The 26,208-nt window shown below is 58.8% G+C and carries 30 protein-coding genes; 11 read left to right on the top strand and 19 right to left on the bottom strand.

Annotated elements, in window-relative coordinates; all coding sequences use genetic code 11:
- Positions 1-6: 6 nt before the first annotated feature.
- Both ACI514_RS24860 and prlC read right to left on the bottom strand, forming a co-directional pair.
- On the bottom strand, positions 7-300 hold the full coding sequence (locus ACI514_RS24860) for a YheV family putative zinc ribbon protein (RefSeq protein ID WP_150652827.1): 294 nt from the start codon (positions 298-300) through the stop codon (positions 7-9).
- The gene (prlC, locus tag ACI514_RS24855; RefSeq protein WP_405122566.1) at positions 297-2,348 is read right to left on the bottom strand and encodes an oligopeptidase A; all 2,052 of its coding nucleotides are present in this window, start codon (positions 2,346-2,348) and stop codon (positions 297-299) included. Before prlC ends, ACI514_RS24860 begins: the two co-directional genes overlap by 4 nt.
- 88 nt (positions 2,349-2,436) lie before the next feature.
- On the opposite strand from prlC, the gene ACI514_RS24850 reads away from it, so the two are divergent.
- A complete protein-coding gene (locus ACI514_RS24850) occupies positions 2,437-2,982 on the top strand; it encodes a gamma carbonic anhydrase family protein (RefSeq protein ID WP_405122565.1) in 546 nt (181 codons plus the stop codon).
- A gap of 28 nt (positions 2,983-3,010) precedes the next feature.
- Positions 3,011-3,661 (top strand): HAD family hydrolase, encoded by a 651-nt coding sequence (locus ACI514_RS24845; RefSeq protein WP_095049518.1) that lies wholly within the window; start codon positions 3,011-3,013, stop codon positions 3,659-3,661.
- A 54-nt stretch (positions 3,662-3,715) separates the two neighbouring features.
- Here ACI514_RS24845 and ACI514_RS24840 read toward each other — a convergent pair whose 3' ends face one another.
- The gene (locus ACI514_RS24840) at positions 3,716-4,852 is read right to left on the bottom strand and encodes an aminopeptidase (protein WP_405122564.1); all 1,137 of its coding nucleotides are present in this window, start codon (positions 4,850-4,852) and stop codon (positions 3,716-3,718) included.
- Positions 4,853-4,911: 59 nt separating this feature from the next.
- Between ACI514_RS24840 and ACI514_RS24835 the strand changes: the two genes are divergently transcribed.
- Positions 4,912-5,334 (top strand): hypothetical protein, encoded by a 423-nt coding sequence (locus ACI514_RS24835; protein ID WP_405122563.1) that lies wholly within the window; start codon positions 4,912-4,914, stop codon positions 5,332-5,334.
- Positions 5,335-5,374: 40 nt separating this feature from the next.
- The gene (locus ACI514_RS24830; RefSeq protein ID WP_160054556.1) at positions 5,375-5,794 is read left to right on the top strand and encodes a hypothetical protein; all 420 of its coding nucleotides are present in this window, start codon (positions 5,375-5,377) and stop codon (positions 5,792-5,794) included.
- A 6-nt stretch (positions 5,795-5,800) separates the two neighbouring features.
- Here ACI514_RS24830 and ACI514_RS24825 read toward each other — a convergent pair whose 3' ends face one another.
- Positions 5,801-6,040, bottom strand: a complete 240-nt coding sequence (locus ACI514_RS24825) for a DUF1161 domain-containing protein (RefSeq protein ID WP_160054558.1) — start codon at positions 6,038-6,040, stop codon at positions 5,801-5,803.
- 247 nt (positions 6,041-6,287) lie between these two features.
- Positions 6,288-6,719 carry an OsmC family protein gene (locus tag ACI514_RS24820; protein WP_160054560.1) on the bottom strand — a complete coding sequence of 144 codons (432 nt, stop codon included), beginning with the start codon at positions 6,717-6,719 and terminating at the stop codon, positions 6,288-6,290.
- 242 nt (positions 6,720-6,961) lie between these two features.
- Here ACI514_RS24820 and ACI514_RS24815 point away from each other — a divergent pair, with 242 nt between their 5' ends.
- Positions 6,962-7,963, top strand: coding sequence for an LLM class flavin-dependent oxidoreductase (locus ACI514_RS24815; protein WP_405122562.1), 1,002 nt, complete (start codon positions 6,962-6,964; stop codon positions 7,961-7,963).
- Between the two features lie 255 nt (positions 7,964-8,218).
- Here the strand turns inward: ACI514_RS24815 and ACI514_RS24810 are convergent, their stop codons facing one another.
- Together ACI514_RS24810 and ACI514_RS24805 are read right to left on the bottom strand one after the other, a co-directional pair.
- The gene (locus ACI514_RS24810; RefSeq protein WP_160054564.1) at positions 8,219-8,443 is read right to left on the bottom strand and encodes a DUF1161 domain-containing protein; all 225 of its coding nucleotides are present in this window, start codon (positions 8,441-8,443) and stop codon (positions 8,219-8,221) included.
- Between the two features lie 128 nt (positions 8,444-8,571).
- Positions 8,572-8,787 carry a dodecin gene (locus ACI514_RS24805; protein ID WP_016985551.1) on the bottom strand — a complete coding sequence of 72 codons (216 nt, stop codon included), beginning with the start codon at positions 8,785-8,787 and terminating at the stop codon, positions 8,572-8,574.
- Between the two features lie 157 nt (positions 8,788-8,944).
- On the opposite strand from ACI514_RS24805, the gene ACI514_RS24800 reads away from it, so the two are divergent.
- Positions 8,945-9,271 (top strand): YqjD family protein, encoded by a 327-nt coding sequence (locus ACI514_RS24800; RefSeq protein ID WP_007911686.1) that lies wholly within the window; start codon positions 8,945-8,947, stop codon positions 9,269-9,271.
- Here the strand turns inward: ACI514_RS24800 and ACI514_RS24795 are convergent.
- The gene (locus ACI514_RS24795) at positions 9,244-10,161 is read right to left on the bottom strand and encodes a LysR family transcriptional regulator (protein WP_160054566.1); all 918 of its coding nucleotides are present in this window, start codon (positions 10,159-10,161) and stop codon (positions 9,244-9,246) included. The genes ACI514_RS24800 and ACI514_RS24795 overlap by 28 nt on opposite strands.
- A gap of 114 nt (positions 10,162-10,275) precedes the next feature.
- On the opposite strand from ACI514_RS24795, the gene trpB reads away from it, so the two are divergent.
- From trpB to ACI514_RS24780, 3 genes are all read left to right on the top strand, one after another.
- Positions 10,276-11,508, top strand: a complete 1,233-nt coding sequence (trpB, locus tag ACI514_RS24790; RefSeq protein WP_160054568.1) for a tryptophan synthase subunit beta — start codon at positions 10,276-10,278, stop codon at positions 11,506-11,508.
- A complete protein-coding gene (gene trpA, locus ACI514_RS24785; protein WP_160054570.1) occupies positions 11,508-12,320 on the top strand; it encodes a tryptophan synthase subunit alpha in 813 nt (270 codons plus the stop codon). Before trpB ends, trpA begins: the two co-directional genes overlap by 1 nt.
- Positions 12,321-12,442: 122 nt before the next feature.
- A complete protein-coding gene (locus ACI514_RS24780; protein WP_160054572.1) occupies positions 12,443-12,898 on the top strand; it encodes an anti-virulence regulator CigR family protein in 456 nt (151 codons plus the stop codon).
- A gap of 84 nt (positions 12,899-12,982) precedes the next feature.
- On the opposite strand, the gene ACI514_RS24775 is transcribed toward ACI514_RS24780, so the two are convergent.
- The 11 genes from ACI514_RS24775 to ACI514_RS24725 form a co-directional block, all read right to left on the bottom strand.
- Positions 12,983-14,944: a DUF4105 domain-containing protein gene (locus tag ACI514_RS24775; RefSeq protein ID WP_160054573.1), complete on the bottom strand. Its 1,962-nt coding sequence runs from the start codon at positions 14,942-14,944 to the stop codon at positions 12,983-12,985.
- Entirely contained in the window at positions 14,941-15,261 is a 321-nt protein-coding gene (locus ACI514_RS24770; RefSeq protein WP_007911662.1) for a DUF2388 domain-containing protein, read from the bottom strand. The genes ACI514_RS24775 and ACI514_RS24770 overlap by 4 nt, the downstream gene beginning before the upstream one ends.
- 43 nt (positions 15,262-15,304) lie before the next feature.
- On the bottom strand, positions 15,305-15,622 hold the full coding sequence (locus ACI514_RS24765) for a DUF2388 domain-containing protein (RefSeq protein ID WP_077575231.1): 318 nt from the start codon (positions 15,620-15,622) through the stop codon (positions 15,305-15,307).
- Positions 15,623-15,729: 107 nt separating this feature from the next.
- Entirely contained in the window at positions 15,730-16,047 is a 318-nt protein-coding gene (locus tag ACI514_RS24760) for a DUF2388 domain-containing protein (RefSeq protein WP_007911658.1), read from the bottom strand.
- A gap of 135 nt (positions 16,048-16,182) precedes the next feature.
- The gene (locus ACI514_RS24755; protein WP_160054575.1) at positions 16,183-16,392 is read right to left on the bottom strand and encodes a DUF1127 domain-containing protein; all 210 of its coding nucleotides are present in this window, start codon (positions 16,390-16,392) and stop codon (positions 16,183-16,185) included.
- A gap of 257 nt (positions 16,393-16,649) precedes the next feature.
- On the bottom strand, positions 16,650-16,865 hold the full coding sequence (locus tag ACI514_RS24750; RefSeq protein ID WP_007911656.1) for a DUF1127 domain-containing protein: 216 nt from the start codon (positions 16,863-16,865) through the stop codon (positions 16,650-16,652).
- Between the two features lie 321 nt (positions 16,866-17,186).
- Positions 17,187-18,680: an acetyl-CoA hydrolase/transferase family protein gene (locus ACI514_RS24745; protein ID WP_123593397.1), complete on the bottom strand. Its 1,494-nt coding sequence runs from the start codon at positions 18,678-18,680 to the stop codon at positions 17,187-17,189.
- A gap of 215 nt (positions 18,681-18,895) precedes the next feature.
- Positions 18,896-20,329: an NAD(P)(+) transhydrogenase (Re/Si-specific) subunit beta gene (locus ACI514_RS24740; protein ID WP_160054577.1), complete on the bottom strand. Its 1,434-nt coding sequence runs from the start codon at positions 20,327-20,329 to the stop codon at positions 18,896-18,898.
- Positions 20,329-20,649 (bottom strand): NAD(P) transhydrogenase subunit alpha, encoded by a 321-nt coding sequence (locus ACI514_RS24735; RefSeq protein ID WP_003187417.1) that lies wholly within the window; start codon positions 20,647-20,649, stop codon positions 20,329-20,331. The genes ACI514_RS24740 and ACI514_RS24735 overlap by 1 nt, the downstream gene beginning before the upstream one ends.
- A gap of 15 nt (positions 20,650-20,664) precedes the next feature.
- On the bottom strand, positions 20,665-21,786 hold the full coding sequence (locus ACI514_RS24730) for a Re/Si-specific NAD(P)(+) transhydrogenase subunit alpha (protein WP_122604768.1): 1,122 nt from the start codon (positions 21,784-21,786) through the stop codon (positions 20,665-20,667).
- Positions 21,787-22,220: 434 nt separating this feature from the next.
- The gene (locus ACI514_RS24725) at positions 22,221-23,120 is read right to left on the bottom strand and encodes a LysR family transcriptional regulator (protein WP_405122561.1); all 900 of its coding nucleotides are present in this window, start codon (positions 23,118-23,120) and stop codon (positions 22,221-22,223) included.
- A gap of 158 nt (positions 23,121-23,278) precedes the next feature.
- Here ACI514_RS24725 and ACI514_RS24720 point away from each other — a divergent pair, with 158 nt between their 5' ends.
- Positions 23,279-24,460, top strand: coding sequence for an acyl-CoA dehydrogenase (locus ACI514_RS24720; RefSeq protein WP_007953903.1), 1,182 nt, complete (start codon positions 23,279-23,281; stop codon positions 24,458-24,460).
- A 13-nt stretch (positions 24,461-24,473) separates the two neighbouring features.
- Complete coding sequence (locus tag ACI514_RS24715; RefSeq protein WP_160054584.1) at positions 24,474-25,694, top strand: CaiB/BaiF CoA-transferase family protein; 1,221 nt, start codon at positions 24,474-24,476, stop codon at positions 25,692-25,694.
- The last annotated feature ends 514 nt before the right edge of the window (positions 25,695-26,208 follow it).

The raw sequence follows: 26,208 nt of genomic DNA, 5'->3' as shown, positions 1-26,208 counted from the left end.
CATGGCTCAATTGGGCTGGTCAGGCTTTTTTTTCAGTTTCGGGTTGGGGAAAAACTGTACGGCCTGCACGGTCTTGTCCGGCGCGGGTTTGTTCAGCGCACTGGTGTTGACCCGCGTGCCCAATTCTTTCGGCACCGACAGCCCTTGCTCGTTTAGCGTATCCGAGTAACCGCAGGCCACACATTCGCGGTGCGGCACGCCGTCCTCGTTCCACATCATCAGCTTGTCCGGTTCGCTGCACGCCGGGCAGACCGCCCCGGCGATAAAGCGCTTCTTGGTAATCACAGGCCCCTCACTCATGCTGCCGCGTCCTCACTCAGGCCGCTGTGGCGCAACAGTGCGTCAATCGATGGCTCACGGCCACGGAAGTCGACGAACAGCACCATCGGCGCCTGCGAACCGCCGCGCGCCAGAATCGCTTCGCGGAAGGCGCGGCCGGTTTCTGCGTTGAGCACGCCGTCTTCTTCAAACTTCGAGAAGGCATCGGCCGACAGCACTTCCGCCCACTTGTAGCTGTAGTAACCCGCCGCGTAACCGCCGGCAAAGATGTGCGCGAAGCTGTTCGGGAAGCGGTTGTAGGCCGGCGGACGCATCACCGACACTTCGTCGCGAACGCCTTCCAGCACTTGCAGCGGATTGCGGCCGTCACCGTGGGTGGCGTGCAGTTCGAAGTCGAACAGCGAGAACTCGAGCTGACGGACCATCATCAGGCCGGACTGGAAGTTCTTCGCCGCGAGCATTTTTTCGAGCAGGTCCTGAGGCAGCGGCTCACCAGATTCGTAGTGACCGGAAATCAGCGCGAGACCTTCCGGCTCCCAGCACCAGTTTTCCATGAACTGGCTTGGCAGCTCGACCGCGTCCCACGCCACGCCGTTGATCCCGGAAACACCGGCGTGATCAACGCGAGTCAGCAGGTGGTGCAGGCCATGACCGAATTCGTGGAACAGCGTGGTCACTTCGTCGTGGGTCAGCAGCGCAGGCTTGCCGCTGTCGGCCGGGGTGAAGTTGCACACCAGATTGGCCACCGGGCTTTGCAGCACGCCGTCGACGGTACGACGACGGTCGCGGGCGCCGTCCATCCACGCCCCGCCACGCTTGTTGGCGCGGGCATAAAGGTCGAAGAAGAAGCGGCCGACGTGCTGGCCGTTTTCCTTGATTTCGAACAGGCGCACGTCCGGGTGCCAGGTGTCGAAGCGCTTCTGCTCGGCGATCTCGATGCCGTACAGACGCTGAACGATGGCAAACAGACCGCCCAGCACTTTGTCGATCGGGAAGTACGCACGCAGGGTTTCCTGGGCAACGCTGTAGCGCTGTTCACGGAGCTTTTCGCCGTAGAAACCGCTGTCCCAGCTTTGCAGATCGGCGCAGCCCTGTTCGGCGGCGTAGGCGCGCAGCTGTTGCAGATCCTGCTCAGCGAACGGCTTGCTGCGCTTGGCCAGATCGCGCAGGAAGCTCAGTACCTGATCGCTGGATTCGGCCATTTTCGTGGCCAGGCTCAGCTCGGAGAAGCTGGCGAAACCCAGCAGCTTGGCCAGTTCCTGACGCAGATCGAGGATCTCTTCCATCACCGGGCCGTTATCGTTCTGACCGGCGTTCGGGCCTTGATCCGAGGCGCGGGTGCAGTAGGCGGCGTAGACTTCTTCACGCAGCGCGCGGTCTTGCGCGTAAGTCATCACCGCGTAGTAGCTCGGGAATTCCAAGGTGATCAGCCAGCCATCGAGGCCTTTGGCTTGCGCGGCGGCAGCCATTTGCGCCTTGGCCGAATCGGTCAGGCCGGCGAGGGCGGCTTCGTCGCTGACGTGCTTGGTCCAAGCCTGCGTAGCGTCGAGCAGTTGGTTGGAGAAGCGGCTGCCCAGCTCGGACAGTTTGCTTTGCACTTCGGCGTAGCGTTTCTGCTCGGCTTCCGGCAGGTCGATACCCGACAGACGGAAGTCACGCAGAGCGTGTTCCAGAATAGTCTTTTGCGCCACGTCGAAACCAGCGGCTTCCGGGCTGTTGGCCAGCGCTTCATAAGCCTGGAACAGCTCGCGGTTCTGGCCCATCTCGGTGGAGTAGGCGCTCAGGGCAGGCAGGCACGACTCGTAAGCTTCGCGAAGCTCGGCGCTGTTGCACACGGCGTTGAGGTGGCTGACCGGGCTCCAGGCAGCGCCGAGACGGTCATTGAGTTCGTCCATCGCCAGTACCAGGCCGGCCCAGGTCGGGTTATGGACTTGGCTCTTGAGGATTTCGGCGATGGCGGCGCGGTTGTCGGCCAGGATCGTTTCGATGGCGGGCAGGACGTGTTCGGCACGGATCGTGGAGAACGGTGGCAGGTCGTAGGACTGCAGCAGAGGGTTGTTCACGCTCACGGTTGGCACCTTGGCTGGGGAAACATTGCCCCATCTTAATTACAATCGGCATCATCCGCAGCTATCGGCGACAGAGAGAGAAATTATCGTGTCCGTTCGCAAGTACCAGAATCACACCCCCAGCCTGAGCAAAGGCGCCTTTGTCGACAGCTCGGCGGTGGTGATCGGCGACGTCGAAATCGGTGAAGACAGCTCGGTCTGGCCGCTGACCGTGATCCGCGGCGACATGCACCGCATCCGTATCGGCGCGCGCACCAGCGTCCAGGACGGTTGCGTGCTGCACATCACCCACGCCGGCCCGTTCAACCCGGACGGCTTCCCGCTGCTGATCGGCGATGACGTCACCATCGCCCACAAAGTCATGCTGCATGGCTGCAGTGTTGGCAGCCGCGTGTTGATCGGCATGGGCAGCATTGTCATGGACGGCGCGGTGGTCGAGGACGATGTGATCATTGGCGCCGGCAGCCTGGTGCCACCGGGCAAGCGTCTGCAAAGCGGCTTCCTCTATGTGGGTAGCCCGGTGAAACAGGTGCGAGAACTCACCGACAAGGAAAAAGCCTTCTTCACTTACAGCGCGGCGAACTACGTGAAGCTCAAGGACCTGCATCTTGCCGAAGGTTACGACCAGCTCTGAATTGCCTTACAACTGCTCAGGATTTCTCATGCATTACCAGACCGTACTGTTCGACCTCGATGGCACCCTGACCGACCCGCGTGAGGGCATCACCCGTTCCATCCAGTTCGCCCTCGCCAAGCTCGGCATCGATGAGCCGGACTTGACCAAGCTGGAACACTTCATCGGCCCGCCGTTATTGCAGGCGTTCATGCAGTTTTACGGATTCGATGAGGCCAAGGCATGGCAGGCGGTGAATTTCTATCGCGAGCGCTTCAAAGTGACGGGCCTGTACGAGAACCGTGTGTTCGATGGCGTCACGCCGTTGCTGGAAACCCTCAGTGGCCAAGGCCGGCAGCTGTATATCGCCACCTCGAAGCCGTGGGAATTTGCCCGCGAGATTGCCCGGCATTTTGATTTTGCCCGGCACTTCAAGGTGATTTACGGCAGTGAGCTGGATGGCACACGGACCAACAAGGTTGAGTTGATTGCGCATCTGATCAAGGAAGAAGGGCTGGACCCGGCGAATACGTTGATGATCGGTGACCGTAAACATGATCTGATCGGGGCGCGCAGCAATGGGCTGGATGCGGCGGCGGTCGGTTATGGGTTTGGCAGTTTCGAAGAGTTGAGTGCCGAGGCGCCGGCTTATCACTTTGAAACGCTGGACGAGTTGCATCAGGCGTTTCTGCGGCGCTGATCAGTACGCCTTCGCTGGCAAGCCAGCTCCCACAGGTGAGCGATGTGCTCAGGCTCACCGCTGTCCCTGTGGGAGCTGGCTTGCCAGCGATGAGGCCAGATCAGCCACTGATATCTCATCATCTGCCAATGCTTTCAGTGCCGCTTTACGCTCAGTCACCGGTAACCCACCCAACCGCTCTACCTCAGCATAAAATCTCAGCCAATCCCCCCCGACCTTTTTGAACAACGCCGCAAACGCCGGCACCCACTGGTCATACAAACCAAACGGCAGCAACCGCGCATTGTTCAGCGGCGCGTTCACCCAGGCGTCGTAACGCTTGTCCCCGGCCCACTGGCTGTCCCTCATCATTCTGTATTTGCGGCGAAACTGCTCGAACTCGGCCGCTTTACGTTCGCGCATCAGCTCGGTCGCTAATGGCTGTGTATAAAGCTTCTCCAGCCGTGAACGGGTATCGAGCACCAACTCAATAAACTGATCGCGTTGTTTCAGCCGTGAATCGGTGTCCGCCGGCAACCCCCGAAACGCTCGCCACTGCCGCGTGCCTTCCTGCTCGACAAACGTGGCAAATGACTCGTTGAACTCGGTGTCGTCCTTTACATAGAAGCGCTGATGCGCCAGCTCATGAAAAATCAGCGTGGCCAGACGCTCATCGCCCCAGCCCATCATCGAGTTAAGGATCGGGTCATTGAACCAGCCCAGCGTCGAATAGGCCTCAACGCCGCCAATCGAAACGTCCATGCCCTGCAAACGCTGGATCGCCGCTTCACCCCGCGCCGCGCTCTGGCTGTAGTAACCGCGATAGGCCACACAACCGGCAATCGGGAAGCAATGGTTCTGTGGCGTCAGGGAGAACTCCTGAGTGGCGAACACATTCCACACCACGTACGGGCGATGGATGTCGGCGTAAAGGCGATAGCTCTCGTTATCCGGCAGGTGCAGATGTTCGCTGGCAAAGGCGCGGGCTTTTTGTGATTGCGCCAAATGTGCGCGCAGTGTCTCGTCGCGGCTCGGGTCATTGATCACCTTTTCCACTGGCTCCCGCGCCCGCAGCAATTGCAGCTGGCCGCTGGCCAACTGAGCGTAATAGCTGACGCTGGCGCAACCGTTGAGCAACAAAAACAACACACCCGGAAACAAAACCCGAAAAACGCGATCAAGTAACCCAAGGCTTGGAAACGGCCTGATCAAAATAAGAAATCCCCCGGAGAGTCTGTCCGCAAGACTATCCCGCCTTAAGGAGCACCGCTATGCGCATGTTGATGCTGTCAGGAGGCCTGCTGACGCTGGCCGGTTGTGCCGGATTCGGAATGCCCGATCCTGACCCTTCGCAAGCCTGGATCGATCTCGATGCCCGGCAGCAGGATACGGCGCTGCAAGCATTGCAGGTCGATACCCAGGCAACCACCGATAAACGCTACTTCGAAGTGCAGCCCGGCAGTCATGAATTGAAGGTGCGTTATCAGTTTCCGGTGGAGGCGACCAACATCGGTCCCGACGCTGAGCCGCTGTGGCGCGATTGCCAGTTGAGCGTGAAATTCAAGGACTTCAATGCTGGCCATCGCTACCAGTTGCAGGCCGGCAGTATCGGCTTCCGGCCATGGGCCAAGCTTTATGACGAGCAGCGCAAAGTGGTCGGTCAGGGCATGCCGGCAGGCTGTCAGCGCACCTGAACGGCGCTATGCTGAGTATTCAGATCAGTGGATATTCGTCATGCGCCAGTTGCTGTTGTTGCTCGTTGCCAGTCTTGTGGCCGGTTGTCAGACGCCATTGCCCCCGGTCGATCCGCACATGGCCTGGGTCGATTTTTCGACGCCGACGCCCGGCGGTAAAGTGCTCATGGCCGAGCGCCTCGACAAACAGCGACTGAATGACGGGCGCTACTTTCAGGTCACCCCGGGCAGCCACGAATTGCGCGTGCGGTTTGATTTCGAAGTGTTTGGCGGTGGTGGCGCGCTGATGACCGGGCCGGTGGAGCGGTTGTGCTACATGTACATCCGCTATGACCATTTCGAGGCCGGCCAGCGTTACACGCTGGAGGGCCGCTCGCTGGCGTTCACCCCAAGTGCCCGGCTGTACAACGCCAAGCGCGAGATTGTCGCCGAGGATCACGACTACAACTGCATTATCTGAGGCGACTCAGCTGTCGTTCTTCTGATAGATGATCGCTTTGGTGCCGTTCTCGCATGAACCGACCACCATGGCGATGTCATGTTTTGCGGCCTCTTCTTTGCTTACGATTTCCAGTGTGTAGGACGGCACTGCTTTAGCCTGAATCTTGACTTCGATCTCTTCCTTGAGTTTTTCGCAGTTTTTGGGTGCCGCAATTACCGAGGTGGCCAGTGCACTGCAGAGAATCGCCAAGCCAATACGTTTCATGAGTGAAGCTCCCTGAGGCAGCGCGCACGGGCGTGCGCTGAAGCTGCTGTCATTGATTCGACCATACTTTTACAGCGAGGGTTCTGACTTCGCTCACAAGTTGTGTTTTCGGTTTCAAACTCCGGGTTGATTGTGAAATCGCCTTCGCGAGCAAGCTCGCTCCCACATTGGTTCTGGCTAGACCCGTTCATTGTGGGAGCGAGCTTGCTCGCGAAGGCGTCGGCAAAGCCAACGCCTGATTCGAACCTTAAGAAATCAGCGAAGCCTCAAGCGTAATCTTCGCATTCAGCACTTTCGACACCGGGCACCCTTCCTTGGCCTTGTTGCTCAGCTCTTCAAACTGCTCCTGCGTCGCTCCAGGGATCTTCGCCTTGAGGATCAGCTTCACCGCCGTGATCGCGAACCCGCCCTCCACCTGATCGAGGGTCACTTCCGCCTGAGTATCAATGCTGTCGGCCTTCAGCCCCGCATCGCCCAGAATCATCGAAAACGCCATGGAAAAACAGCCAGCATGCGCCGCGCCGATCAGTTCCTCCGGGTTGGTACCTTTGCCGCCCTCAAACCGGGCCTTGAACCCGTACGGCGCTTCTCTGAGGACACCGGTTTCGGTGGAGATGGAGCCGATGCCGGTTTTCAGATCGCCTGCCCAATGTGCGGATGCTTTCTTCACGATAGCCATGTCTGCCTCCTCAAGATCTGGCGCGGAAACGCCGCGCCGTCGTGGTTTTTACTTGCAAGGCTTCTGAGGATAGACGCCGCAGCAAAGTTCAGCCCGGCTGAATCGTTGACTTTTTTAGTAGGAAATTTCATCACCGCTATTGAAACTCGGGTATATGCCCTCATTGCACAAAACACGCTTATGGATTTGGCAGGTTTTCGTTCGCAAGAAAAACCTGCCTCCCCACTCGGAGACGCAGGTTTATGAAACAACTGTCCGACGTAAAATTTTCCACCCTCGATCTGGTACCGGTGCGCGAAAACGGCAGCCCGGCGCAATCGCTGCGCAATTCGCTGGATCTGGCACAGCACGTCGAGAAATTCGGCTACACGCGATTCTGGGTGGCCGAACATCACAACATGGACGGCATCGCCAGTTCCGCGACATCGGTTTTGCTGGGCTATCTGGCTGGCGGTACGTCGACCATACGTGTCGGCTCCGGCGGCGTGATGCTGCCCAATCATGCGCCGCTGGTGATCGCTGAGCAGTTCGGCACCTTGGAAAGCCTGTATCCGGGTCGGATTGATCTCGGTCTGGGCCGCGCGCCCGGTTCCGATCAGATGACTGCTCGGGCGCTGCGCCGTGAGCGCTCCGGCAGTGCCGATGATTTCCCCGAAGACGTCGCCGAACTGGTGCGCTACCTCGGCCCGCGTACCCCGGATCAGCGTGTGATCGCGATGCCGGGCACCGGCACCAATGTGCCGATCTGGTTGCTGGGTTCCAGCCTGTTCAGTGCTCAACTGGCCGGTGAGCGCGGCTTGCCTTACGCCTTCGCCTCGCATTTCGCCCCGCGTTTCATGCACGAGGCGATCCGCGTTTATCGCAATCACTTCAAGCCTTCGGCGGTGCTCGACAAGCCGTATGTGATGCTCGGTGTGCCGCTGGTGGCGGCGGATACCGACGAGCAGGCGGACTACCTGGCGACGTCGGTGTATCAGCGCATTCTGGCGTTGATGCGTGGGCAGAGCCTGGTGCAGCGTCCACCAGTGACAACCATGGACGGGCTGTGGTTGCCGCATGAGCGTGAAGCCGTCGGTGATTTCCTGGGACTGGCGATGGTCGGCAGCCCGCAGAAGATCCGCGCCAAGCTGGAGGTGCTGGTTGAGCAGACGCAGGCGGATGAGCTGATTTTCACCAGTGATCTCTACGAGCACGCTGATCGTGTGTATTCGTACGAGTTGTTGGCGCAAATAATGAAGGGCTGAAAGGCACCCTCACCCTAGCCCTCTCCCAGAGGGAGAGGGGACTGACCGGGTTATATGTTCGAGATACATCGACCTGAAATAACGAGTCGTACTCAGGATCTGAACAGCCCCCCCCCGATCGGCTCCCTTTCCCCCTCGCCCCTAGGGGGAGAGGGCTGGGGTGAGGGGGTTCGATTTCAAACACACCAAAAGCCCCAAAATCCCAGATACAAAAAAGCCGACGCATTCACGTCGGCTTTTGTATTTCAGGCGCGATCAACCGCGTTTGTAAACGATTTCCTTGGTGCCACCTTCGCAGGTGCCAACGACCTTGGCGCCAGCATCTGCGCCCTTGTCGACAATCTCCAGCGAATACCCGGAAGCACCCTTGGCATCAATCTTCGCCGCGATCTCGCTTTTCAGCTCTTCACAAGGCTTACCGGCAGCAAACGCACCACCCGCAAGGCTCAACAAACCTACTGCCAAAATGAACTTCTTCATCGGTCGCACTCCCTGGTCGGATTGAAAGAGGCGGGCATCAGGTCATCCACCCGATGCACTCACCCTGTAGCGCTTTGCCATTCCTATGGCACTCGGCCAGCGCGCAAGTTCAGAAGACTAGACCAAACTCAGCTGCTGGCAATCTTGAAGCCGACTTTCAGCGTCACCTGAAAGTGCGCTGCCTTGCCGTCCTTGATGTGACCACGGGTTTCGGTCACTTCAAACCATTCCAGGTTGCGAATGGTCTTGTTGGCTTCAGCAATTGCGTTGTTGATGGCGTCTTCAATGCTGCTGGTCGACGAACCGACCAGCTCGACTTTTTTGTACGTGTGATGGTCACTCATAACGATCTCCTTGGCGTGTGGAATTGAGACTAGCAGTGAATCTGCACTGTTGATTTCGGCGGCTTTGCGCAGACGAAGTTCAGATTTTCTGCACTTTCTCAAACCGCTGAAGTCCCAACCAACACACGCCACTCATCACCAATGCAGGAGAGCCACCATGGCCAACACCTCTTTACGTAAAGCCTCGTTGCAAAGCATGGAAGCCGAGATCGAGAGTCTGCTCAAGTCGTTGGAGAGCCTGAAGGACGACGCTTCGGACGAGTCGCGCAAGACCCTCAAGGCGCTGAAAAGCAATGCCGAAAGTGCGCTGAAACATTCGCGTCACCTGCTCAGCGATGCCTATGAAGAAGTCAAAGTGAAAACCCGCGAAACCGGGATCGCCACCCGTGATTACGCTCAGGAACATCCATGGACGACGGCCGGTGTGGCCGTCGGTGCGATCGGTCTGCTCGCGGCTTATTTGCTGTTCAAGCGCGGTGAGTGATCGCTCTGGCGCAACTCGTTCTTGAGCCATTGCGCCAGTTGCCGAGCGCGCCCGTCTGCGGCGCGCTTGGGTAGCCATAACGCCAGTTGTGCCGGGGTTTCACAGAAACCCCATGGCGCAACCAGGCGACCGGCTTTCAAGTCTTCTGTCACCAGCGGCTCCGGCGCGATGGCCACGCCGAGACCGGCCACTGCGGCCTCCAGCAAATAATACAAATGCTCAAAACCTTGCCCGAGCTTCAGCGCTTTTGCGTCAAGGTCGCTTTGCTGTGCCCAGCTTGGCCAAGCTTGTGGGCGAGAAGTTGTGTGCAGCAGCGGTTCATTGAGCAGCGCTGAGGCTGGCGCCGTTCGCAGGCGTTGATAGCCGCTGAACAGTGGACTCATGACCGGGCCGATGCGTTCTGCAGCCAATTCGTAAACCTGCATGTCTGCCGGCCATGGCGGCTCGGCGAACAGCAGCAAAGCATCCAGCCCCGGACGTCGTGGATCGAGATCGCCTTCACCCGCCGATAGATGCAAACGCAAATCCGGAAGATCGGCATTCAATCGGCCCAAACGCGGGATAAACCAGCGCGCCAGCAGGCTTCCAGAGCAGCCGAGTACAAACGGCGCATCCGCCATGCTTTGCGTCAATTCAGCGCAAACACTGCGAAGCCGATCAAAAGCCTCGCCGCTGGCATCACGCAGACGCATGCCTGCATCTGTGAGTTTCAAGCCGCGCCCGTCTTTAACAAACAAGCTGACGCCCAAGTGTTCTTCGAGCACTTTCAGCTGACGGCTGACCGCACCATGGGTGACGTGCAGCTGTTCGGCGGCCTGACTGACGCTGTTCAATCGGGCCGTGGCTTCGAACGCACGCAAGGCGTTCAGCGGAGGAAGATCATGGCTCATGGTATCTGTGAGTTTTCCTGACAGGTTGTGGCGATCTTATCGGTTTTCAGCTTAGAAGGTCAGGGGTAGAGTGGTCGTCATTGTCTCTTGACCCGAATTCACCTGGAGCGACTCATGACCCAGACTTCGAACACCTCTGATCTGCGTAACGGCCCGGACGATAACGGCCTGTTCGGCTCGTTCGGTGGCCGCTACGTGGCGGAAACCCTGATGCCGTTGATCCTCGATCTGGCCCGTGAATACGAAACGGCCAAGGAAGATCCGGCATTCAAAGAAGAATTGGCCTACTTCCAGCGCGACTACGTCGGACGTCCGAGCCCGCTGTATTTCGCCGAACGCCTGACCGAGTTCTGCGGCGGCGCGAAGATTTATCTCAAGCGCGAAGAGCTGAACCACACCGGCGCGCACAAGATCAACAACTGCATCGGCCAGATCCTGTTGGCGCGGCGCATGGGCAAAAAACGCATCATCGCCGAGACCGGCGCCGGCATGCACGGCGTGGCCACTGCCACCGTCGCCGCACGTTTCGGTCTGGATTGCGTGATCTACATGGGCACCACTGACATCGAACGTCAGCAGGCCAACGTATTCCGCATGAAGCTGCTCGGCGCTGAAGTGATTCCGGTGGTTGCCGGCACCGGCACTCTGAAAGACGCGATGAACGAAGCCCTGCGTGACTGGGTAACCAACGTCGACAGCACCTTTTACCTGATCGGCACCGTTGCCGGCCCGCATCCTTATCCAGCGATGGTTCGCGACTTCCAGGCCGTCATCGGCAAGGAAACCCGCGACCAGTTGCAAGCGCAGGAAGGCCGTCTGCCGGACAGTCTGGTGGCGTGCATCGGTGGCGGTTCCAACGCGATGGGCCTGTTTCACCCGTTCCTTGACGACAAAAGCGTCGAAATCATCGGTGTTGAAGCCGCCGGTTACGGCATTGAAACCGGCAAGCACGCGGCGAGCCTCAATGGCGGCGTCCCGGGTGTGTTGCACGGCAACCGTACCTTCCTGCTGCAGGACGACGACGGCCAGATCATCGACGCTCACTCGATTTCCGCCGGCCTCGATTACCCAGGCATTGGTCCTGAACACGCGTGGTTGCATGACATCGGCCGCGTTCAGTACACCTCGGTGACCGACGACGAAGCTCTGGATGCATTCCACAAATGCTGCCGCCTGGAAGGGATCATTCCTGCCCTGGAAAGCGCCCACGCCCTAGCTGAAGTGTTCAAGCGTGCACCGAAGCTGCCGAAGGATCACCTGATGGTGGTCAACCTCTCCGGTCGTGGCGACAAAGACATGCAGACCGTCATGCACCATATGGAACAGTCCCAGCAGGAGAAACACTGATGAGCCGCCTGCAAACCCGCTTTGCCGACCTCAAGGAACAGAACCGCGCTGCGCTGGTGACCTTCGTCACCGCCGGTGATCCGGACTACGACACCTCGCTGGCGATCCTCAAGGGCTTGCCGGGTGCTGGCGCCGACGTGATCGAGCTGGGCATGCCGTTCACCGATCCGATGGCCGACGGCCCGGCGATTCAACTGGCGAACATCCGTGCGCTGGGCGCCAAACAGAACCTGCTGAAAACCCTGCAAATGGTTCGTGAGTTCCGTGAAGGCAACAGCGACACGCCGCTGGTGTTGATGGGCTATTTCAACCCGATTCACATGTATGGCGTCGAGCGCTTCATCGCTGATGCGAAAGAGGCTGGTGTCGATGGCCTTATCGTGGTCGACATGCCACCTGAGCATAACGCCGAGCTGTGCGACCCGGCACAGGCTGCCGGTCTGGACTTCATCCGTCTGACCACGCCGACCACTGACGACGCGCGTCTGCCGAAGGTGCTCAATGGCAGCTCCGGTTTCGTTTACTACGTGTCGGTGGCCGGTGTGACCGGTGCCGGTGCAGCAACGCTGGAGCACGTCGAAGAGGCGGTGACCCGTCTGCGTCGTCATACCGATCTGCCGATCAGCATTGGTTTCGGTATCCGCACCCCAGAGCAAGCAGCGGCCATTGCTCGTCTGGCAGATGGTGTTGTGGTGGGTTCGGCGTTGATCGATCACATCGCCAACGCAACGACGCCAGCCCAGGCCATCGACGGTGTACTGAGCCTGTGCTCGGCACTCTCCGAAGGCGTGCGTAAGGCCCGCGTCAGTTGAAGGTAAAGTTCCTGATACAGAGGAATTAGCGCTTCGCGGCACAGACTAAATGAGCAAGACCGAGGGCTTCAGAACATCGTTCTGAAGCCTTTTTTGCTGTTTGTGCCGTGAGGAAATACCCGATGAAAATGCCGAAACGTCTGATGGTCGGACTGGGCGTGCTGATGATCAGCGCGACGCCGCTGCTGGCCAGCGCTGATCAGCGCGACGATCACGACCACGGCGGCCCGCAGCAGGGCCAGCACGATAACCGCGGCGACAATCACGGTGACGACCACCGTGGCCCACAGAATGATCACCGTGGTGGTCCGCCGCCGCACGACTTCGGCCCGGTGCGCCAGACCATTCGTGACAATCATGGCTACTTCGTACGCGGTGCACCGCCACCTCCGGGCATTCATTTGGAGCGTGGCCGGCCGTTGCCGCACGGGTATTACGGCGAGCGTCTGGATAATCGTGCGCTAGGTCGTTTGCCGGTGTATCCGGGCTACGAATGGCGTCGGGCGGGAGGCGATATCGTGCTGATCGCGGTGGGTACCGGGATCGTTTACGAGATTCTCGACGGGGTTTTGTATTAATCCTTACTCAGTCAAAATATCGCAGCCTGCGGCAGCTCCTACATGGGATTGTGTAGGAGCTGCCGCAGGCTGCGATCTTTTGCTTCAGGGCAGTTCCAGGCCCCCAGAGGCTTTGTGCAATTTGCGCAGATGCGCGCCGATCTGCTTCACATTCTCCTCACTGGCGGCAATCTCCGCAGCACGCTTGGGTTCCAGCAACTTACGTACTTCTGCGTCCAGATCACCCGACAGGGCCAGCAGCTTCTTCTGTCGCTGACTGCTCTCCGCTTCGAGTCGAGTGAACTCGGTCGGCTGTGGCAATCCGTAACCCTTGGAATCGAGCAATTCCGCCGGACGACTAAGGAATCCGCTGTTGGCGAGAATCTCCTGCAACGTCGCGTTGGCCTTGTCCATGCCGCCGTTTTCCAGCTCGCGCGCACCGAGGTAACGCTGCTTGACCTCGTCTTGTGCCAGCAGCAACTGGCGCCGATAACTGGCCTGCTCCAACAGCAGCAGTGCGGCGCTGGTGCGCAAGTCGGCGCGCTCGAACCACTCACGGCGTTCTTCGGCTGTCAGCGAAAGCCATTCTTCAACGGTGTTCTGCTTGATCGGCAATTGCTTCTTCAGCACATCGAACATCGCCTGATAGCGATCGCGGAACGAGTCGAAGCGGTAACCCAGACGCAACGCTTCTTTCGGATCATCCAGCACGCTGGTGTCCGCCAGGCCACGGCCCTTCATCACCTCCAGCAAACCGTTGGGCATGATGCTGTCCAGACCCACGAACTGGTTGTTGTTACTGCCGCTGCGCAACAGCTTCAGGCCTTCCACCGCACAGTTGTTGGAGAGGAAGAAGTAGTTGCCGTCGTAGCTCCAGTGCATTTCGGCCGCATGCTCGACTACGCCTTCGATCTCGTCCCGTGACAGGTTCAGCGGCACTGAGGCGAGGCTGCGCAGTTCGGTCTTGGTGTATTCGTCGATGACCTGCGCGAGCGGCAACACGAACAGGCGCGACGGGTATTTGCCGACCAGTCCGTCCCAGCTCGACAGCTGCACATCACCGACAAAGGCGCGGTAGGACAACACCAGATGCTGATCCAGATCGAGCCGGCAATCCGGGCCACGTGGACGGCCGGGTGCGCAAATCACCAGACGCAACATGCTGTGGCCCCAGCGGCTGACCCAGTTCTGATTGGCCTCGGCCAGCAGATAGTCGACGGCATAGACCCGTTCCGGATCAACTTGCCCCAATGGCTGTTTGGCGAAGTCGTTGCCAGCATTGAGGAAGGAGAAGGTCTTGCTGCAGGTATCTTTGGCCGGCGGTGCCCAGCCGAAGTGTTGCTGGTAATAGCGATACAGCGCCGGGCGGCGGCAGGCGTAGCTCGGGTCGAGGAGGAAATACTCCATGTTGACCGCGACGAACTCCTTGGGACTGGAGATTTCGTACAGGTCCGGGCTGCGAGCGATTTGCCGGTTGTGTTGTTCACGTTCACCACGACGACCGACGTATTGCTGCCAACCAGCGAGGTCGAGCAGGCGCGGATCATCGCTGAGGGTGAAGCGCCGGCCATTCTGGCCACGGCATTCGTCGGGAATGCCGATCAGCCCGGCGCTGTTGAAACGTCGGGTGCAGCGCTGGATCAGCGTGCGCTCGGCGTCCGGCCACAAGCGCGCACGATCGTAAATGTGGGTGATCTCATGCAGCACCGTGGCGAGCAGTTCCTGGCGCACAGTGCCGTGGGGGCGATTGGTTTTTTCTTTGGCTGCGCTGCCATCGGTGAGGCCCGCAAGCAGTTTGCGATTCAGATCGAGTTCGGAAACCAGCGTGGCCTGGCCATAGGCATTGCCGGGCATGTCATCGGTCCAGCCGACATCGATACGCCGATCCAGCCGCTCGATAAAACTCGGCGGCAGCTTTTGCATCGCCTCATCGATCAGCGCCTGGCTGGCCTGTTGTTGGGCGGGGCTCAGACCGTCGGTCTTGAGCCGCAATTGCAGGCCGGCGTGGGCGCTGTTGCCAAGTAGCAACAACGCCCCGGCAAGCAGCCAGGCGCCGATTGACTTCACAGTGCGAGGATGGCTTCGGCGAGAACCTGATCGCTGGCGTCACGCGCTTCCGGCACACGAGTGCGCAGGGTGTTCAGCGCTGCTTCCAGATGCGCGCCGCGGATATCGCCGTTGGTGGCGACAAAACTGGCAGCGTCATCGTGGGCTTCGCGGATGATTTTCGAGTCGCGAATCGACGTGGTGGTGTCGGAAGTGAAATCGATGGTGCGCTGGGAGGCACGAACGATGATGTTACTGGTGGCTACCAGGGTGTGCGCCTGGGCCACATCGGCCAACAAAAACAGGCCAAGGGCGGCAGCAATCAGCGGGCTACGCATGGAACGACTCCGGAGGGGCAAGGATAACTGGGGAACAGGATAACTATTGGACGAGAATTGCCTCTGCCAGTTCAAGGTCACTGACATGAAGTTTCGGCCGGGTTTTGCGCAAGTAATGCAGCGCGGATTCCAGACGAGCACCTCGCCATTCACCGTCACTGGCAACAAACGCGGCGGCATCATCGTGGGCCGCGAGCAGTAGTTTACGGTCGAAAGGTGCGGAAGACACCATGCTGGTGGCGTAACCACTGACGACGGTGCCTTGGGTCGATGCGTTGAAAGCATCAAAGGCATTAACCGGCGCCGTCCAGCAGGCGGTGAACAATACGGAGGGAATCAGTAGATTTGGAAGAAAGCGCATCGGACTCGGTAATTTTTAGTGAGCCCAAAGGCTAGCGCAATGCCCGGGCCAGAGCCAGCGCCGAAACATCGGGACACGACCGGCGTGTCCCGATTGGTACCTGGCGCTTAGATCGTCAGGATGGCCTGCGCCAGTTGTGCGTCAGTAGCTTGCAGCTGTGGCGCCTGATGACGGATGTGATCCAGTGCGCTTTCCAGTTTCACGCCACGGATTTCGCCTTCGCTGGCCACGAAGCTGGCAGCGTCGTCACGGGCGGCAAGGACAATTTTGTCATCACGGAACGACGACGTGACGTCGGAGGTGGCGTCGGAAGAGGATTTCAGAGCGCCGACAACGGCGTCGGTGGTCACGATGAAGCTGGTGGCGCTGGCGTTGGCAGCCACGGCCAGCAGGGCGGCGGCACTGAGCAGACGAAGACGGGACATGGTGTAACTCCTGTGGATAAACCGTATTGAGAGGTGGCTCGGTATCTGAGGAGTCAGACGCCAGTGACACAGCATTCGCCACGTTCTGCGTGGATATTAGGCCTGCTTTGCGGGATTCGCACAGTGGGCAGAGTGCTAGCGCCAGAAGGGTTTATCCAGCTCATGGAGGCGATCGGCGTGGCTGAGGCCAAGATCGGCGAGATCCCGACCGTCGAGCTGGGACAGCAAGCGCCGCGTCCTGGCGCGCTCCAAGAACTCCCACAGGCTGCGAAACAAGCGCCGTAGAGCATTGGGGCGAGCAACCAGCAGGCTCGAAGTTTCTGAAACATCCTGTAAGTCTTTCATGGCGTATTCCTTTTACCGGTGAAGGCGGAAGGTCATGTTGAGCGTGTGACAGACAAAGATGCAGATACACTAGCGCTAAATTGTACTGGTTAAGATTTAGAAAAATTAAAACTGTATCTGTATGAGCAGTAGACAGCTGTATTGAGACTTTCGAGAACCTGAAACGACAAAACCCGTCGCGGTTTCCCGCGACGGGTTTTGTTTGTTCAATTCGGGTTGCTGGCGGTGGGTCTAACGACCAGAGCCAGCGACGCTACTTAGCGCCAGAACGGCTTGCTCAGCTCTTCGTAGCGTTGTGCTTCGCTGATACCGGCATCAGCCAGCAGACGCGAATCCAGACGAGCCAGTTGATGGCGGCTGGAGATGCGGCGCTGCCACAACATCAGGTTGGCGATAACGCGCAGAGGCAGGGAAGCCTGGGTGTTTACAGCTTTGTCTTCGAAGAACAGTTCGGAACTGAGTGTACGTTCCATGGTTGACATCCTTCCGCTTGTGGCGGGATCAGGTAGTGGTTTGACTGGTGCCCATGATCCTCTCGTTTGCCTAGTCTCTCTAGATACAGTTCAACTGTATTGTGAGTGACCAGTTAACTGTTTATAGGGGGTGTACGGGTCAAATTTGAGCAAACTGTACCTGTCCGCACTCAAGTGGTGCGTTTTTGCTCGATTCAAGGAAAAGGGTAGGTAAATGCTGTAGGAAAAGACCGGTACAGAAGTACAGTTTTTGTCAGTCTTGAGGGTTGGAACAATCCGCTGACGCAAACTGTGTTTGCATCAGCGGTTTATCTGTGTGAACTACACCGCCAGCATGCGTCCGGTTTCTTCCAGATTCATGTGCCAGCTCAAGGCTTCACGCAGGATGTGCGGGGTGTGACCACCAATTGCACAGGCCTTCGTGAAGTAATCATTCAGTGCCTGACGGAAGTCCGGGTGAACACAGTTATCGATGATCACTCGCGCACGCTCCCGTGGCGCCAGGCCGCGAAGGTCCGCCAACCCCACCTCGGTCACCAGAATGTCGACGTCATGCTCGGTGTGGTCAACGTGGCTGACCATCGGCACCACGCTGGAAATCGCGCCGCCCTTGGCGATCGACTTGGTCACGAACACCGCCAGATGCGCGTTACGCGCGAAGTCACCGGAACCGCCAATGCCGTTCATCATTCGCGTGCCGCAAACGTGGGTGGAGTTGACGTTGCCATAGATGTCGAACTCCAGCGCCGTGTTGATGCCGATGATGCCCAGGCGCCGCACGACTTCCGGGTGGTTGGAGATCTCCTGCGGACGCAGTACCAGTTTGTCCTTGTACTTCTCCAGATTGCCGAACACGTCGCTGTTGCGGCGCTCCGACAACGTGATCGAGCTGCCCGACGCAAAACTCAGCTTGCCGGCGTCGATCAGGTCGAAGGTCGAGTCCTGCAGCACTTCGGAGTACATGGTCAAATCTTCGAACGGCGAATCGATCAGGCCACACATCACCGCGTTGGCGATGTTGCCGATCCCCGCCTGCAACGGGCCGAGCTTGTTGGTCATGCGCCCGGCGTCGACTTCCTGCTTGAAGAAGGTGATCAGGTGATCGGCGATGGCATTGGTGTCGACGTCCGGCGACGACACGGTGGACGGCGAATCCGCCTGCTGGGTGATGACGATGGCGACAATCTTCTCCGGCGGAATCGGAATCGCCGTGCTGCCGATGCGGTCGTCGACTTTTACCAGCGGGATCGGCGTGCGCGTCGGGCGGTAGGTCGGGATATAGATGTCGTGCAGGCCTTCGAGGTTGGCGTTGTGCGCCAGGTTGATCTCGACGATCACCTGTTTGGCGAAAATCGCGAAGCTTGCCGAGTTGCCCACCGACGTGGTCGGCACAATGTGACCTTGCTCGGTGATGGCCACGGCTTCGATGACCGCGATGTCCGGCAGTTTCAGTTGCTGGTTGCGCAGCTGCTCTACGGTTTCCGACAGATGCTGGTCGATGAACATCACCTGCCCGGCGTTGATCGCTTTGCGCAAGGTGCTGTCGACCTGGAATGGCATGCGTCGCGACAGTACGCCGGCTTCGGTCAATTGCTTGTCGAGGTCATTGCCCAGGCTGGCGCCAGTCATCAGGCTGATCTTCAGCGGCGTGACCTTGGCGCGCTCGGCCAATGCGTGGGGAACGGCTTTGGCTTCGCCGGCGCGGGTGAAACCGCTCATGCCGACGGTCATGCCGTCCTCAATCAGAGCGGCTGCGTCGGCAGCGCTCATCACTTTGTCCAACAACGAAGGCAGGCGAATACGGTCACGGTACATGGATTATTATCTCGGGCAACGAGTAGCAGGATGCGCAGTCTAGTGAATTTGACGGGCGCCTGTCCCGCTACCAAGGTCGCAAACGAGGCGTCTATTTAGCGGGTTTCAAGTAAAACACCGTTACTGGATCTGCAACAACGCGGCAAATTGTCAGACGTGTTGCGCAAGCAAAAACGCCCCGACGAGTCGGGGCGTTCGGTATCGCAGCGGGGGTGTTACTCGACCGCTTTGACCATGTCTTCGATGACTTTCTTCGCGTCGCCGAAGACCATCATGGTCTTGTCCAGGTAGAACAGTTCGTTGTCCAGACCGGCATAGCCGCTGGCCATCGAGCGTTTGTTGACGATGATGGTCTTGGCCTTGAACGCTTCGAGAATCGGCATGCCGGCAATCGGCGACTTCGGATCGTTCTTCGCGGCCGGGTTGACCACGTCGTTCGCGCCGAGCACCAGCACCACGTCGGCCTGGCCGAACTCGGAGTTGATGTCTTCCATCTCGAACACCTGGTCGTAAGGCACTTCGGCCTCGGCGAGCAGCACGTTCATGTGCCCCGGCATACGGCCGGCAACCGGGTGAATCGCGTACTTCACGGTCACGCCACGGTGGGTCAGCTTCTCGGTCAGTTCCTTCAGCGCGTGCTGTGCACGGGCTACCGCCAAGCCGTAACCCGGCACGATGATCACGGTATCGGCGTTGGTCAGCAGGAAGGTTGCGTCGTCAGCCGAACCGGATTTCACCGGACGCGCTTCTTTCGCACCGGCAGGACCTGCGTCGGCCGTGTTGCCGAAACCGCCGAGCAGTACATTAAAGAAGGAACGGTTCATCGCCTTGCACATGATGTACGAGAGGATCGCGCCGCTCGAACCCACCAGGGAACCGGCAATGATCAGCATCGAGTTGTTCAGCGAGAATCCGATACCTGCCGCCGCCCAGCCGGAATAGCTGTTGAGCATCGACACCACCACCGGCATGTCGGCACCGCCAATCGGGATGATGATCAGCACGCCCATCACGAACGCCAACGCCAGCATCAGTGCGAACGCGGTGAGGTTGCCGGTGAACATGAAAGTCAGGCCGAGTGCCAGCGTGGCCAGACCCAGCACTGCATTTAATTTGTGCTGACCGGTGAACTGTACCGGTGCGCCTTGGAACAGACGGAACTTGTACTTGCCCGACAGCTTGCCGAACGCAATCACCGAACCGGAGAAGGTGATCGCACCGATGGCCGCACCGAGGAACAGCTCCAGACGGTTGCCTGTCGGGATCGAGTCGCCCAGCTGTTTAACAATGCCCAGTGACTGCGGCTCAACCACCGCAGCGATGGCGATGAACACGGCCGCGAGGCCGATCATGCTGTGCATGAAGGCGACCAGTTCCGGCATCTTGGTCATTTCAACGCGTTTGGCCATGATCGAACCGGCGGTGCCGCCGACCAACAAGCCAACGATGACATAACCGATACCGGCAGTCGCGAGCTCGGCACCGAGCTTATAGATGAGGCCGACGGTGGTGATGATCGCCAACGCCATGCCGAGCATGCCGAACAGGTTGCCGCGCCGCGAGGTGGTCGGGTGCGACAGGCCTTTGAGGGCCTGGATAAAGCAGATCGACGCGATCAGGTAGAGCGTCGTGACGAGATTCATGCTCATTACTTCGGCGCCTCTTCTTTTACTTTCGGGGCTTTCTTCTTGAACATCTCAAGCATGCGGCGGGTGACCAGGAAGCCACCGAACACGTTGACCGCCGCCAGTGCCACGGCGAGGGTGCCCATGGTTTTGCCCAGCGGGGTAACGGTCAGTGCGGCCGCGAGCATGGCGCCGACGATCACGATCGCCGAGATGGCGTTGGTTACCGCCATCAACGGCGTGTGCAGCGCAGGTGTAACGTTCCAGACCACGTGGTAGCCGACATAAATCGCCAGCACGAAGATGATCAGGTTGTAGATACCGGGGGAGATAAGCTCTTCCATCGTCTGAATCCCTGCTTAGGCGTTTTTGCGGATGACTTGGCCGTCGCGGCACATCAGGCACGCGGCGACGATGTCGTCTTCGAGGTTGACGTCGAACTGGCCTTCTTTGGTGAAGACCAGCTTGAGGAAGTCCAGCAGGTTGCGTGCGTACAGTGCCGAGGCGTCTGCGGCGACTTCACCGGCCAGATTGGTTGGGCCACAGATGGTCACGCCATTCTCGACGACGACTTGGTCTGCCACGGTCAGTGGGCAGTTGCCGCCCTGAGCCGCTGCGAGGTCGATGACCACCGAACCCGGTTTCATCTGCGCCACGGTGTCCGCGCTCAACAGCGTCGGTGCCTTGCGGCCCGGAATCAGCGCGGTGGTGATGACGATGTCGGCCTGCTTGGCGCGTTCGTGTACGGCCTGAGCCTGACGCTGCATCCAGCTTGCCGGCATTGGCCGCGCGTAACCGCCGACACCGACGGCGCATTCACGCTCTTCATCGGTCTCGTAAGGCACGTCGACGAACTTCGCACCGAGGGATTCGATCTGCTCTTTTACCGCCGGACGCACGTCGGACGCTTCGATCACCGCACCCAGACGTTTCGCCGTGGCGATCGCCTGCAACCCGGCAACACCGGCGCCGAGAATCAGCACACGCGCCGCTTTCACGGTACCCGCAGCGGTCATCAGCATCGGCATAAAACGTGGGTAGTGGTGAGCAGCCAGCAACACAGCCTTATAGCCGGCAATGTTCGCCTGCGACGACAACACATCGAGACTCTGCGCGCGCGAGGTGCGCGGCGCCGCTTCAAGGGCGAATGCGGTAATCCCGCACTCGGCCATCTTCGCGATGGTTTCGTTGTTGAACGGGTTGAGCATGCCCACCAGCACCGTACCGCGCTTGATCAGCGTCAGTTCGGCATCGCTCGGGGCGACCACCTTGAGAATCAGCTCGGCGCCAAACGCATCATTGGCACTGCCAATGGTTGCGCCTGCCGCTTCATAGGCACTGTCGACCACACTGGCTTTTACGCCAGCGCCGGTTTGCACAGTGACCTTATGACCTTGGCTGATCAGCTTTTTAATGGTTTCCGGGGTTGCAGCAACCCGTGTTTCACCGGTCTGGGTTTCGAGAGGAACACCAATGTGCACGTCAAATCTCCTGCGTGATCTTATTGAGTAAACCCATGCACTACGGATGGTGCGACTGGGGCGGCCGATCAGCACGATCCCGCCAAATCAGGGCGGGGCGCGGCATTTTGCAGGCGAACTTTATGCCCTTCAAGGGATTATGACGGGTGACGGAAAATTAACTACAAGTCATGCCGTGACCGAATGTCGCAGATGGCCAGCTGAATCCCTTGCAGGCCGTGCCTTGCAAGGATTCTGGCCGATTATGGAAAAATTTCTCATCGGTGACGTGAATAGGCATCAATGCGTCGCCGATGGAGGCTCAAAGCCACGTCGTCAGGCGCTTGTGGGACGTCTGTACGACTTTCGGATACAGTCTGTGCAATTGCGACAAATACTTATATCTGTAGGGCTTTTGATTTCCTGACTACGGGGTTAGATATCGCCGATAGCCTTTATCCTTCTAAGCTGTAGCTCTGCGCCTGAGTTACCAACCAGTCACGAAATGCCTTCAATGACGCTGATTCGACCTTTCGTTCGGGAATCATCAGGTAATAGGCCTTGATGCTGGAGAGTGCCTGCGGGTTGGCAATCACCAAGCGTTTTTCGGCCAGTTCACGCTGGATCAGGAACGGTGGAATCAGCGCAATGCCCATGTCGTGCATGGCGGCTTGGGCGAGCATGGAGAATAGCTCGTAGCGTGGACCTGTCATGTCGCGGGGGATATTCAGGTGTTGTGAGTTGAACCATTGGCGCCAGGCATAAGGGCGGGTGGTCTGCTGCAACAAAGGTAGCTCGGCGATTGCCTCGGCTGTCAGATGTGTCTTGTCACCGAGGAGGACCGGGCTGCACACCGGCATCGGATTCTCGCCCATCAGTCTGTGGGATTCGGTACCGGACCAGTCGGCATCGCCGAAGTAGATCGCGGCATCGAACTCAGTATCGGCAAACAGGAAGGGGCGAGTGCGATTGGTCAGGTTGACGGTGACCTCCGGGTGTTTGAGCTGGAAATCCTTGAGCCGTGGCAGCAGCCATTGCGTGCCGAAGGTTGGCACCACAGCCAGTTCGATCACGTTGGTGCCTTGCTGGCCCATTACCGAGAGGGTGTCGCGCTCGACCGCATCGAGTTGCGTGGCGACGCGGCGGCTGTAGGAAAGTCCCGCCTCGGTCAGTTTCACGCCACGTCGCGAGCGTCGGAACAGTTCCACGCTGAGGAACTCCTCTAGGCTGGCGATCTGTCGGCAAATGGCGCCCTGGGTGAGGGAAAGTTCTTCAGCGGCGCGGGTAAAGCTCTCGTGACGCGCGGCGGCCTCGAAACTGATCAGCGCTGCGGTGCTGGGGATCTTCCTGCGCATGTACATCAACCTCACTAATGCGCCGCATAAAAGGCATTTCACGACGTTTCGGAGTGAGAAATTAGCACAACAGAATGCGAAATCCTCGTTTGCCGCGACCGCGAACCGCGCCTAGGATCAATACCACGTTAATTCACCCGATTTGCGAGGACACACTCATGGGCGGTAAAGCTAGCTTCAACTGGATCGATCCCCTGCTGCTGGATCAACAGCTCACCGAAGAAGAGCGCATGATCCGCGACACCGCCGAGCAGTTCGCTCAACAGAGCCTCGCACCGCGTGTTCTCGAAGCTTTCCGTCATGAGAAAACCGATCCGGCGATCTTCCGCGAGATGGGCGAAGTCGGCCTGTTGGGCGCGACCATCCCTGAGCAATATGGTGGCAGCGGTCTGAACTATGTCAGCTACGGTCTGATTGCTCGCGAAGTGGAGCGTGTCGACTCCGGCTACCGCTCGATGATGAGCGTGCAGTCCTCCTTGGTCATGGTGCCGATCAACGAGTTCGGTACCGAAGCACAGAAACAGAAATACCTGCCGAAACTGGCTTCCGGCGAGTGGATCGGCTGCTTCGGCCTGACCGAGCCAAACCACGGTTCCGATCCGGGCGCGATGATTACCCGTGCACGTAAAGTCGACGGCGGCTACAGCCTGACCGGCGCGAAGATGTGGATCACCAACAGCCCGATCGCCGATGTGTTCGTGGTCTGGGCCAAAGACGATGCTGGCGACATCCGTGGTTTCGTACTGGAGAAGGGCTGGAAAGGCCTCAGCGCTCCAGCGATTCACGGCAAGGTCGGCCTGCGTGCGTCGATCACCGGTGAGATCGTCATGGATAACGTGTTCGTGCCGGAAGAGAACATTTTCCCGGACGTGCGTGGTCTGAAAGGTCCATTCACCTGCCTCAACTCTGCACGCTACGGCATCTCTTGGGGCGCACTGGGCGCTGCCGAATTCTGCTGGCACACCGCCCGCCAATACACACTGGATCGCCAGCAGTTCGGTCGCCCGTTGGCCGCCACTCAGTTGATCCAGAAGAAGCTGGCGGACATGCAGACTGAAATCACACTGGCCCTGCAAGGCTGCCTGCGTCTGGGTCGCATGAAGGACGAAGGTACCGCTGCGGTCGAAATCACTTCGATCATGAAGCGCAACTCCTGCGGCAAGTCGCTGGACATCGCCCGTATGGCGCGCGACATGCTCGGCGGCAACGGTATCTCCGATGAGTTCGGTGTGGCCCGTCATCTGGTCAACCTGGAAGTGGTGAATACCTATGAAGGGACTCACGACGTTCACGCGCTGATCCTGGGGCGTGCGCAAACCGGCCTGCAAGCGTTCTATTAATAGGAGAGCGACCATGGGCGCGCTGTCGCATCTGCGGGTACTGGATTTATCGCGCGTGTTGGCCGGGCCGTGGGCCGGGCAGATCCTCGCCGACCTTGGCGCTGAGGTGATCAAGGTCGAGCGTCCGGGCAATGGTGACGACACTCGTGCCTGGGGACCGCCCTTCCTTAAAGACGCTTATGGTGAGAACACCTCGGAAGCGGCTTATTACCTGTCGGCCAACCGCAACAAGCAATCGGTGACCATCGACTTCACCCGCCCTGAGGGTCAGAAGCTGGTGCGCGAGTTGGCGGCCAAGTCGGACATCCTCATCGAGAACTTCAAGGTCGGTGGTCTGGCGGCTTATGGGCTGGACTATGAGTCGCTGAAGGCGATCAATCCGAACCTGATCTATTGCTCGATTACCGGGTTCGGCCAGACCGGGCCTTATGCCAAGCGTGCTGGCTATGACTTCATGATTCAGGGGCTGGGAGGGTTGATGAGCCTGACCGGTCGTCCCGAGGGTGATGAAGGTGCCGGCCCGGTGAAGGTGGGTGTGGCGTTGACGGATATCCTCACCGGTCTGTATTCGACGGTGGCGATTCTGGCGGCGCTGGCTCATCGCGATCACGACGGTGGTGGTCAGCACATCGATATGGCGTTGCTGGATGTGCAGGTTGCGTGTCTGGCTAACCAAGCGATGAATTACCTGACGACGGGCAACCCGCCGAAGCGTCTGGGCAATGCGCATCCGAACATCGTGCCTTATCAGGACTTTCCTACGGCCGACGGCGATTTCATTCTCACCGTGGGTAATGACGGGCAATTCCGCAAGTTTGCCGAAGTGGCCGGGCAGCCGCAGTGGGCTGACGATCCGCGGTTTGCTACTAATAAGCTGCGAGTAGCGAATCGGGCGGTGTTGATTCCGCTGATTCGCCAGGCGACGGTATTCAAGACGACTGCCGAGTGGGTTGCCGAGTTGGAGCAGGCGGGCGTGCCTTGTGGGCCGATCAATGATCTGTCGCAGGTGTTTGACGATCCGCAGGTGAAGGCGCGTGGTCTGGCGATAGCGTTGCCGCATGCGTTGGCGGGAATGGTGCCCCAAGTAGCTAGCCCGATTCGTCTTTCGCAGACACCGGTTGAATATCGCCGAGCGCCTCCTTTATTGGGTGAGCATACGCTGGAGGTTCTACAGAGTGTGCTGGGCCTGGGGGCGGGTGCGGTGGCTGAATTGAAGGCGGCTGGGGTGCTCTGACGATCCCTTCTATATAGAAGGGATCGTGCTTTCTCGCTATACGTCGAGGTTTCTGGTCGATTTTTAACCAATCTGCAAGTGATTGAAGGAAAAGCGAAATTAACGGTTGACGGCAGATTTCAGGTGTCTATAATTCGCCCCACTTCCGGCGCAGTCGAAACGGAAAACTCCTTGAGATTCAATGAGTTATGCAGGTTTCGGCAGCAGGTTGCTTCAGTTCATCGAAGCCAAAAAGAAGTTGAAAAAGAGGTGTTGACAGCAGCGTGTAACGCTGTAGAATTCGCCTCCCGCTGACGAGAGATCGGAGGCGCAAGTGGTTGAAGTTGTTGAAGAAATCTTCGAAAACTTCTGAAAATAATCACTTGACAGCAAATGAGGCTGCTGTAGAATGCGCGCCTCGGTTGAGACGAAAGATCTCAACCAACCGCTCTTTAACAACTGAATCAAGCAATTCGTGTGGGTGCTTGTGGAGTCAGACTGATAGTCAACAAGATTATCAGCATCACAAGTTACT

Origin of the sequence: Pseudomonas sp. M20 (assembly GCF_045037865.1) — a bacterium.
Classification (GTDB): Bacteria; Pseudomonadota; Gammaproteobacteria; order Pseudomonadales; family Pseudomonadaceae; genus Aquipseudomonas.
Note: the sequence above shows the minus strand (reverse complement) of the source record. Positions and strands in the feature narration are given on the sequence as shown.

What these genes read in the sequence shown, in the direction of transcription:
- ACI514_RS24860 (WP_150652827.1), bottom strand. Translation starts at nt 300, where the DNA reads ATGAGTGAGGGGCCTGTGATTACCAAGAAGCGCTTTATCGCCGGGGCG.
- ACI514_RS24845 (WP_095049518.1), top strand. Translation starts at nt 3,011, where the DNA reads ATGCATTACCAGACCGTACTGTTCGACCTCGATGGCACCCTGACCGAC.
- ACI514_RS24835 (WP_405122563.1), top strand. Translation starts at nt 4,912, where the DNA reads ATGCGCATGTTGATGCTGTCAGGAGGCCTGCTGACGCTGGCCGGTTGT.
- ACI514_RS24830 (WP_160054556.1), top strand. Translation starts at nt 5,375, where the DNA reads ATGCGCCAGTTGCTGTTGTTGCTCGTTGCCAGTCTTGTGGCCGGTTGT.
- ACI514_RS24825 (WP_160054558.1), bottom strand. Translation starts at nt 6,040, where the DNA reads ATGAAACGTATTGGCTTGGCGATTCTCTGCAGTGCACTGGCCACCTCG.
- ACI514_RS24820 (WP_160054560.1), bottom strand. Translation starts at nt 6,719, where the DNA reads ATGGCTATCGTGAAGAAAGCATCCGCACATTGGGCAGGCGATCTGAAA.
- ACI514_RS24815 (WP_405122562.1), top strand. Translation starts at nt 6,962, where the DNA reads ATGAAACAACTGTCCGACGTAAAATTTTCCACCCTCGATCTGGTACCG.
- ACI514_RS24810 (WP_160054564.1), bottom strand. Translation starts at nt 8,443, where the DNA reads ATGAAGAAGTTCATTTTGGCAGTAGGTTTGTTGAGCCTTGCGGGTGGT.
- ACI514_RS24805 (WP_016985551.1), bottom strand. Translation starts at nt 8,787, where the DNA reads ATGAGTGACCATCACACGTACAAAAAAGTCGAGCTGGTCGGTTCGTCG.
- ACI514_RS24800 (WP_007911686.1), top strand. Translation starts at nt 8,945, where the DNA reads ATGGCCAACACCTCTTTACGTAAAGCCTCGTTGCAAAGCATGGAAGCC.
- ACI514_RS24795 (WP_160054566.1), bottom strand. Translation starts at nt 10,161, where the DNA reads ATGAGCCATGATCTTCCTCCGCTGAACGCCTTGCGTGCGTTCGAAGCC.
- trpB (WP_160054568.1), top strand. Translation starts at nt 10,276, where the DNA reads ATGACCCAGACTTCGAACACCTCTGATCTGCGTAACGGCCCGGACGAT.
- trpA (WP_160054570.1), top strand. Translation starts at nt 11,508, where the DNA reads ATGAGCCGCCTGCAAACCCGCTTTGCCGACCTCAAGGAACAGAACCGC.
- ACI514_RS24780 (WP_160054572.1), top strand. Translation starts at nt 12,443, where the DNA reads ATGAAAATGCCGAAACGTCTGATGGTCGGACTGGGCGTGCTGATGATC.
- ACI514_RS24770 (WP_007911662.1), bottom strand. Translation starts at nt 15,261, where the DNA reads ATGCGTAGCCCGCTGATTGCTGCCGCCCTTGGCCTGTTTTTGTTGGCC.
- ACI514_RS24765 (WP_077575231.1), bottom strand. Translation starts at nt 15,622, where the DNA reads ATGCGCTTTCTTCCAAATCTACTGATTCCCTCCGTATTGTTCACCGCC.
- ACI514_RS24760 (WP_007911658.1), bottom strand. Translation starts at nt 16,047, where the DNA reads ATGTCCCGTCTTCGTCTGCTCAGTGCCGCCGCCCTGCTGGCCGTGGCT.
- ACI514_RS24755 (WP_160054575.1), bottom strand. Translation starts at nt 16,392, where the DNA reads ATGAAAGACTTACAGGATGTTTCAGAAACTTCGAGCCTGCTGGTTGCT.
- ACI514_RS24750 (WP_007911656.1), bottom strand. Translation starts at nt 16,865, where the DNA reads ATGGAACGTACACTCAGTTCCGAACTGTTCTTCGAAGACAAAGCTGTA.
- ACI514_RS24745 (WP_123593397.1), bottom strand. Translation starts at nt 18,680, where the DNA reads ATGTACCGTGACCGTATTCGCCTGCCTTCGTTGTTGGACAAAGTGATG.
- ACI514_RS24740 (WP_160054577.1), bottom strand. Translation starts at nt 20,329, where the DNA reads ATGAGCATGAATCTCGTCACGACGCTCTACCTGATCGCGTCGATCTGC.
- ACI514_RS24735 (WP_003187417.1), bottom strand. Translation starts at nt 20,649, where the DNA reads ATGGAAGAGCTTATCTCCCCCGGTATCTACAACCTGATCATCTTCGTG.
- ACI514_RS24725 (WP_405122561.1), bottom strand. Translation starts at nt 23,120, where the DNA reads ATGCGCAGGAAGATCCCCAGCACCGCAGCGCTGATCAGTTTCGAGGCC.
- ACI514_RS24720 (WP_007953903.1), top strand. Translation starts at nt 23,279, where the DNA reads ATGGGCGGTAAAGCTAGCTTCAACTGGATCGATCCCCTGCTGCTGGAT.
- ACI514_RS24715 (WP_160054584.1), top strand. Translation starts at nt 24,474, where the DNA reads ATGGGCGCGCTGTCGCATCTGCGGGTACTGGATTTATCGCGCGTGTTG.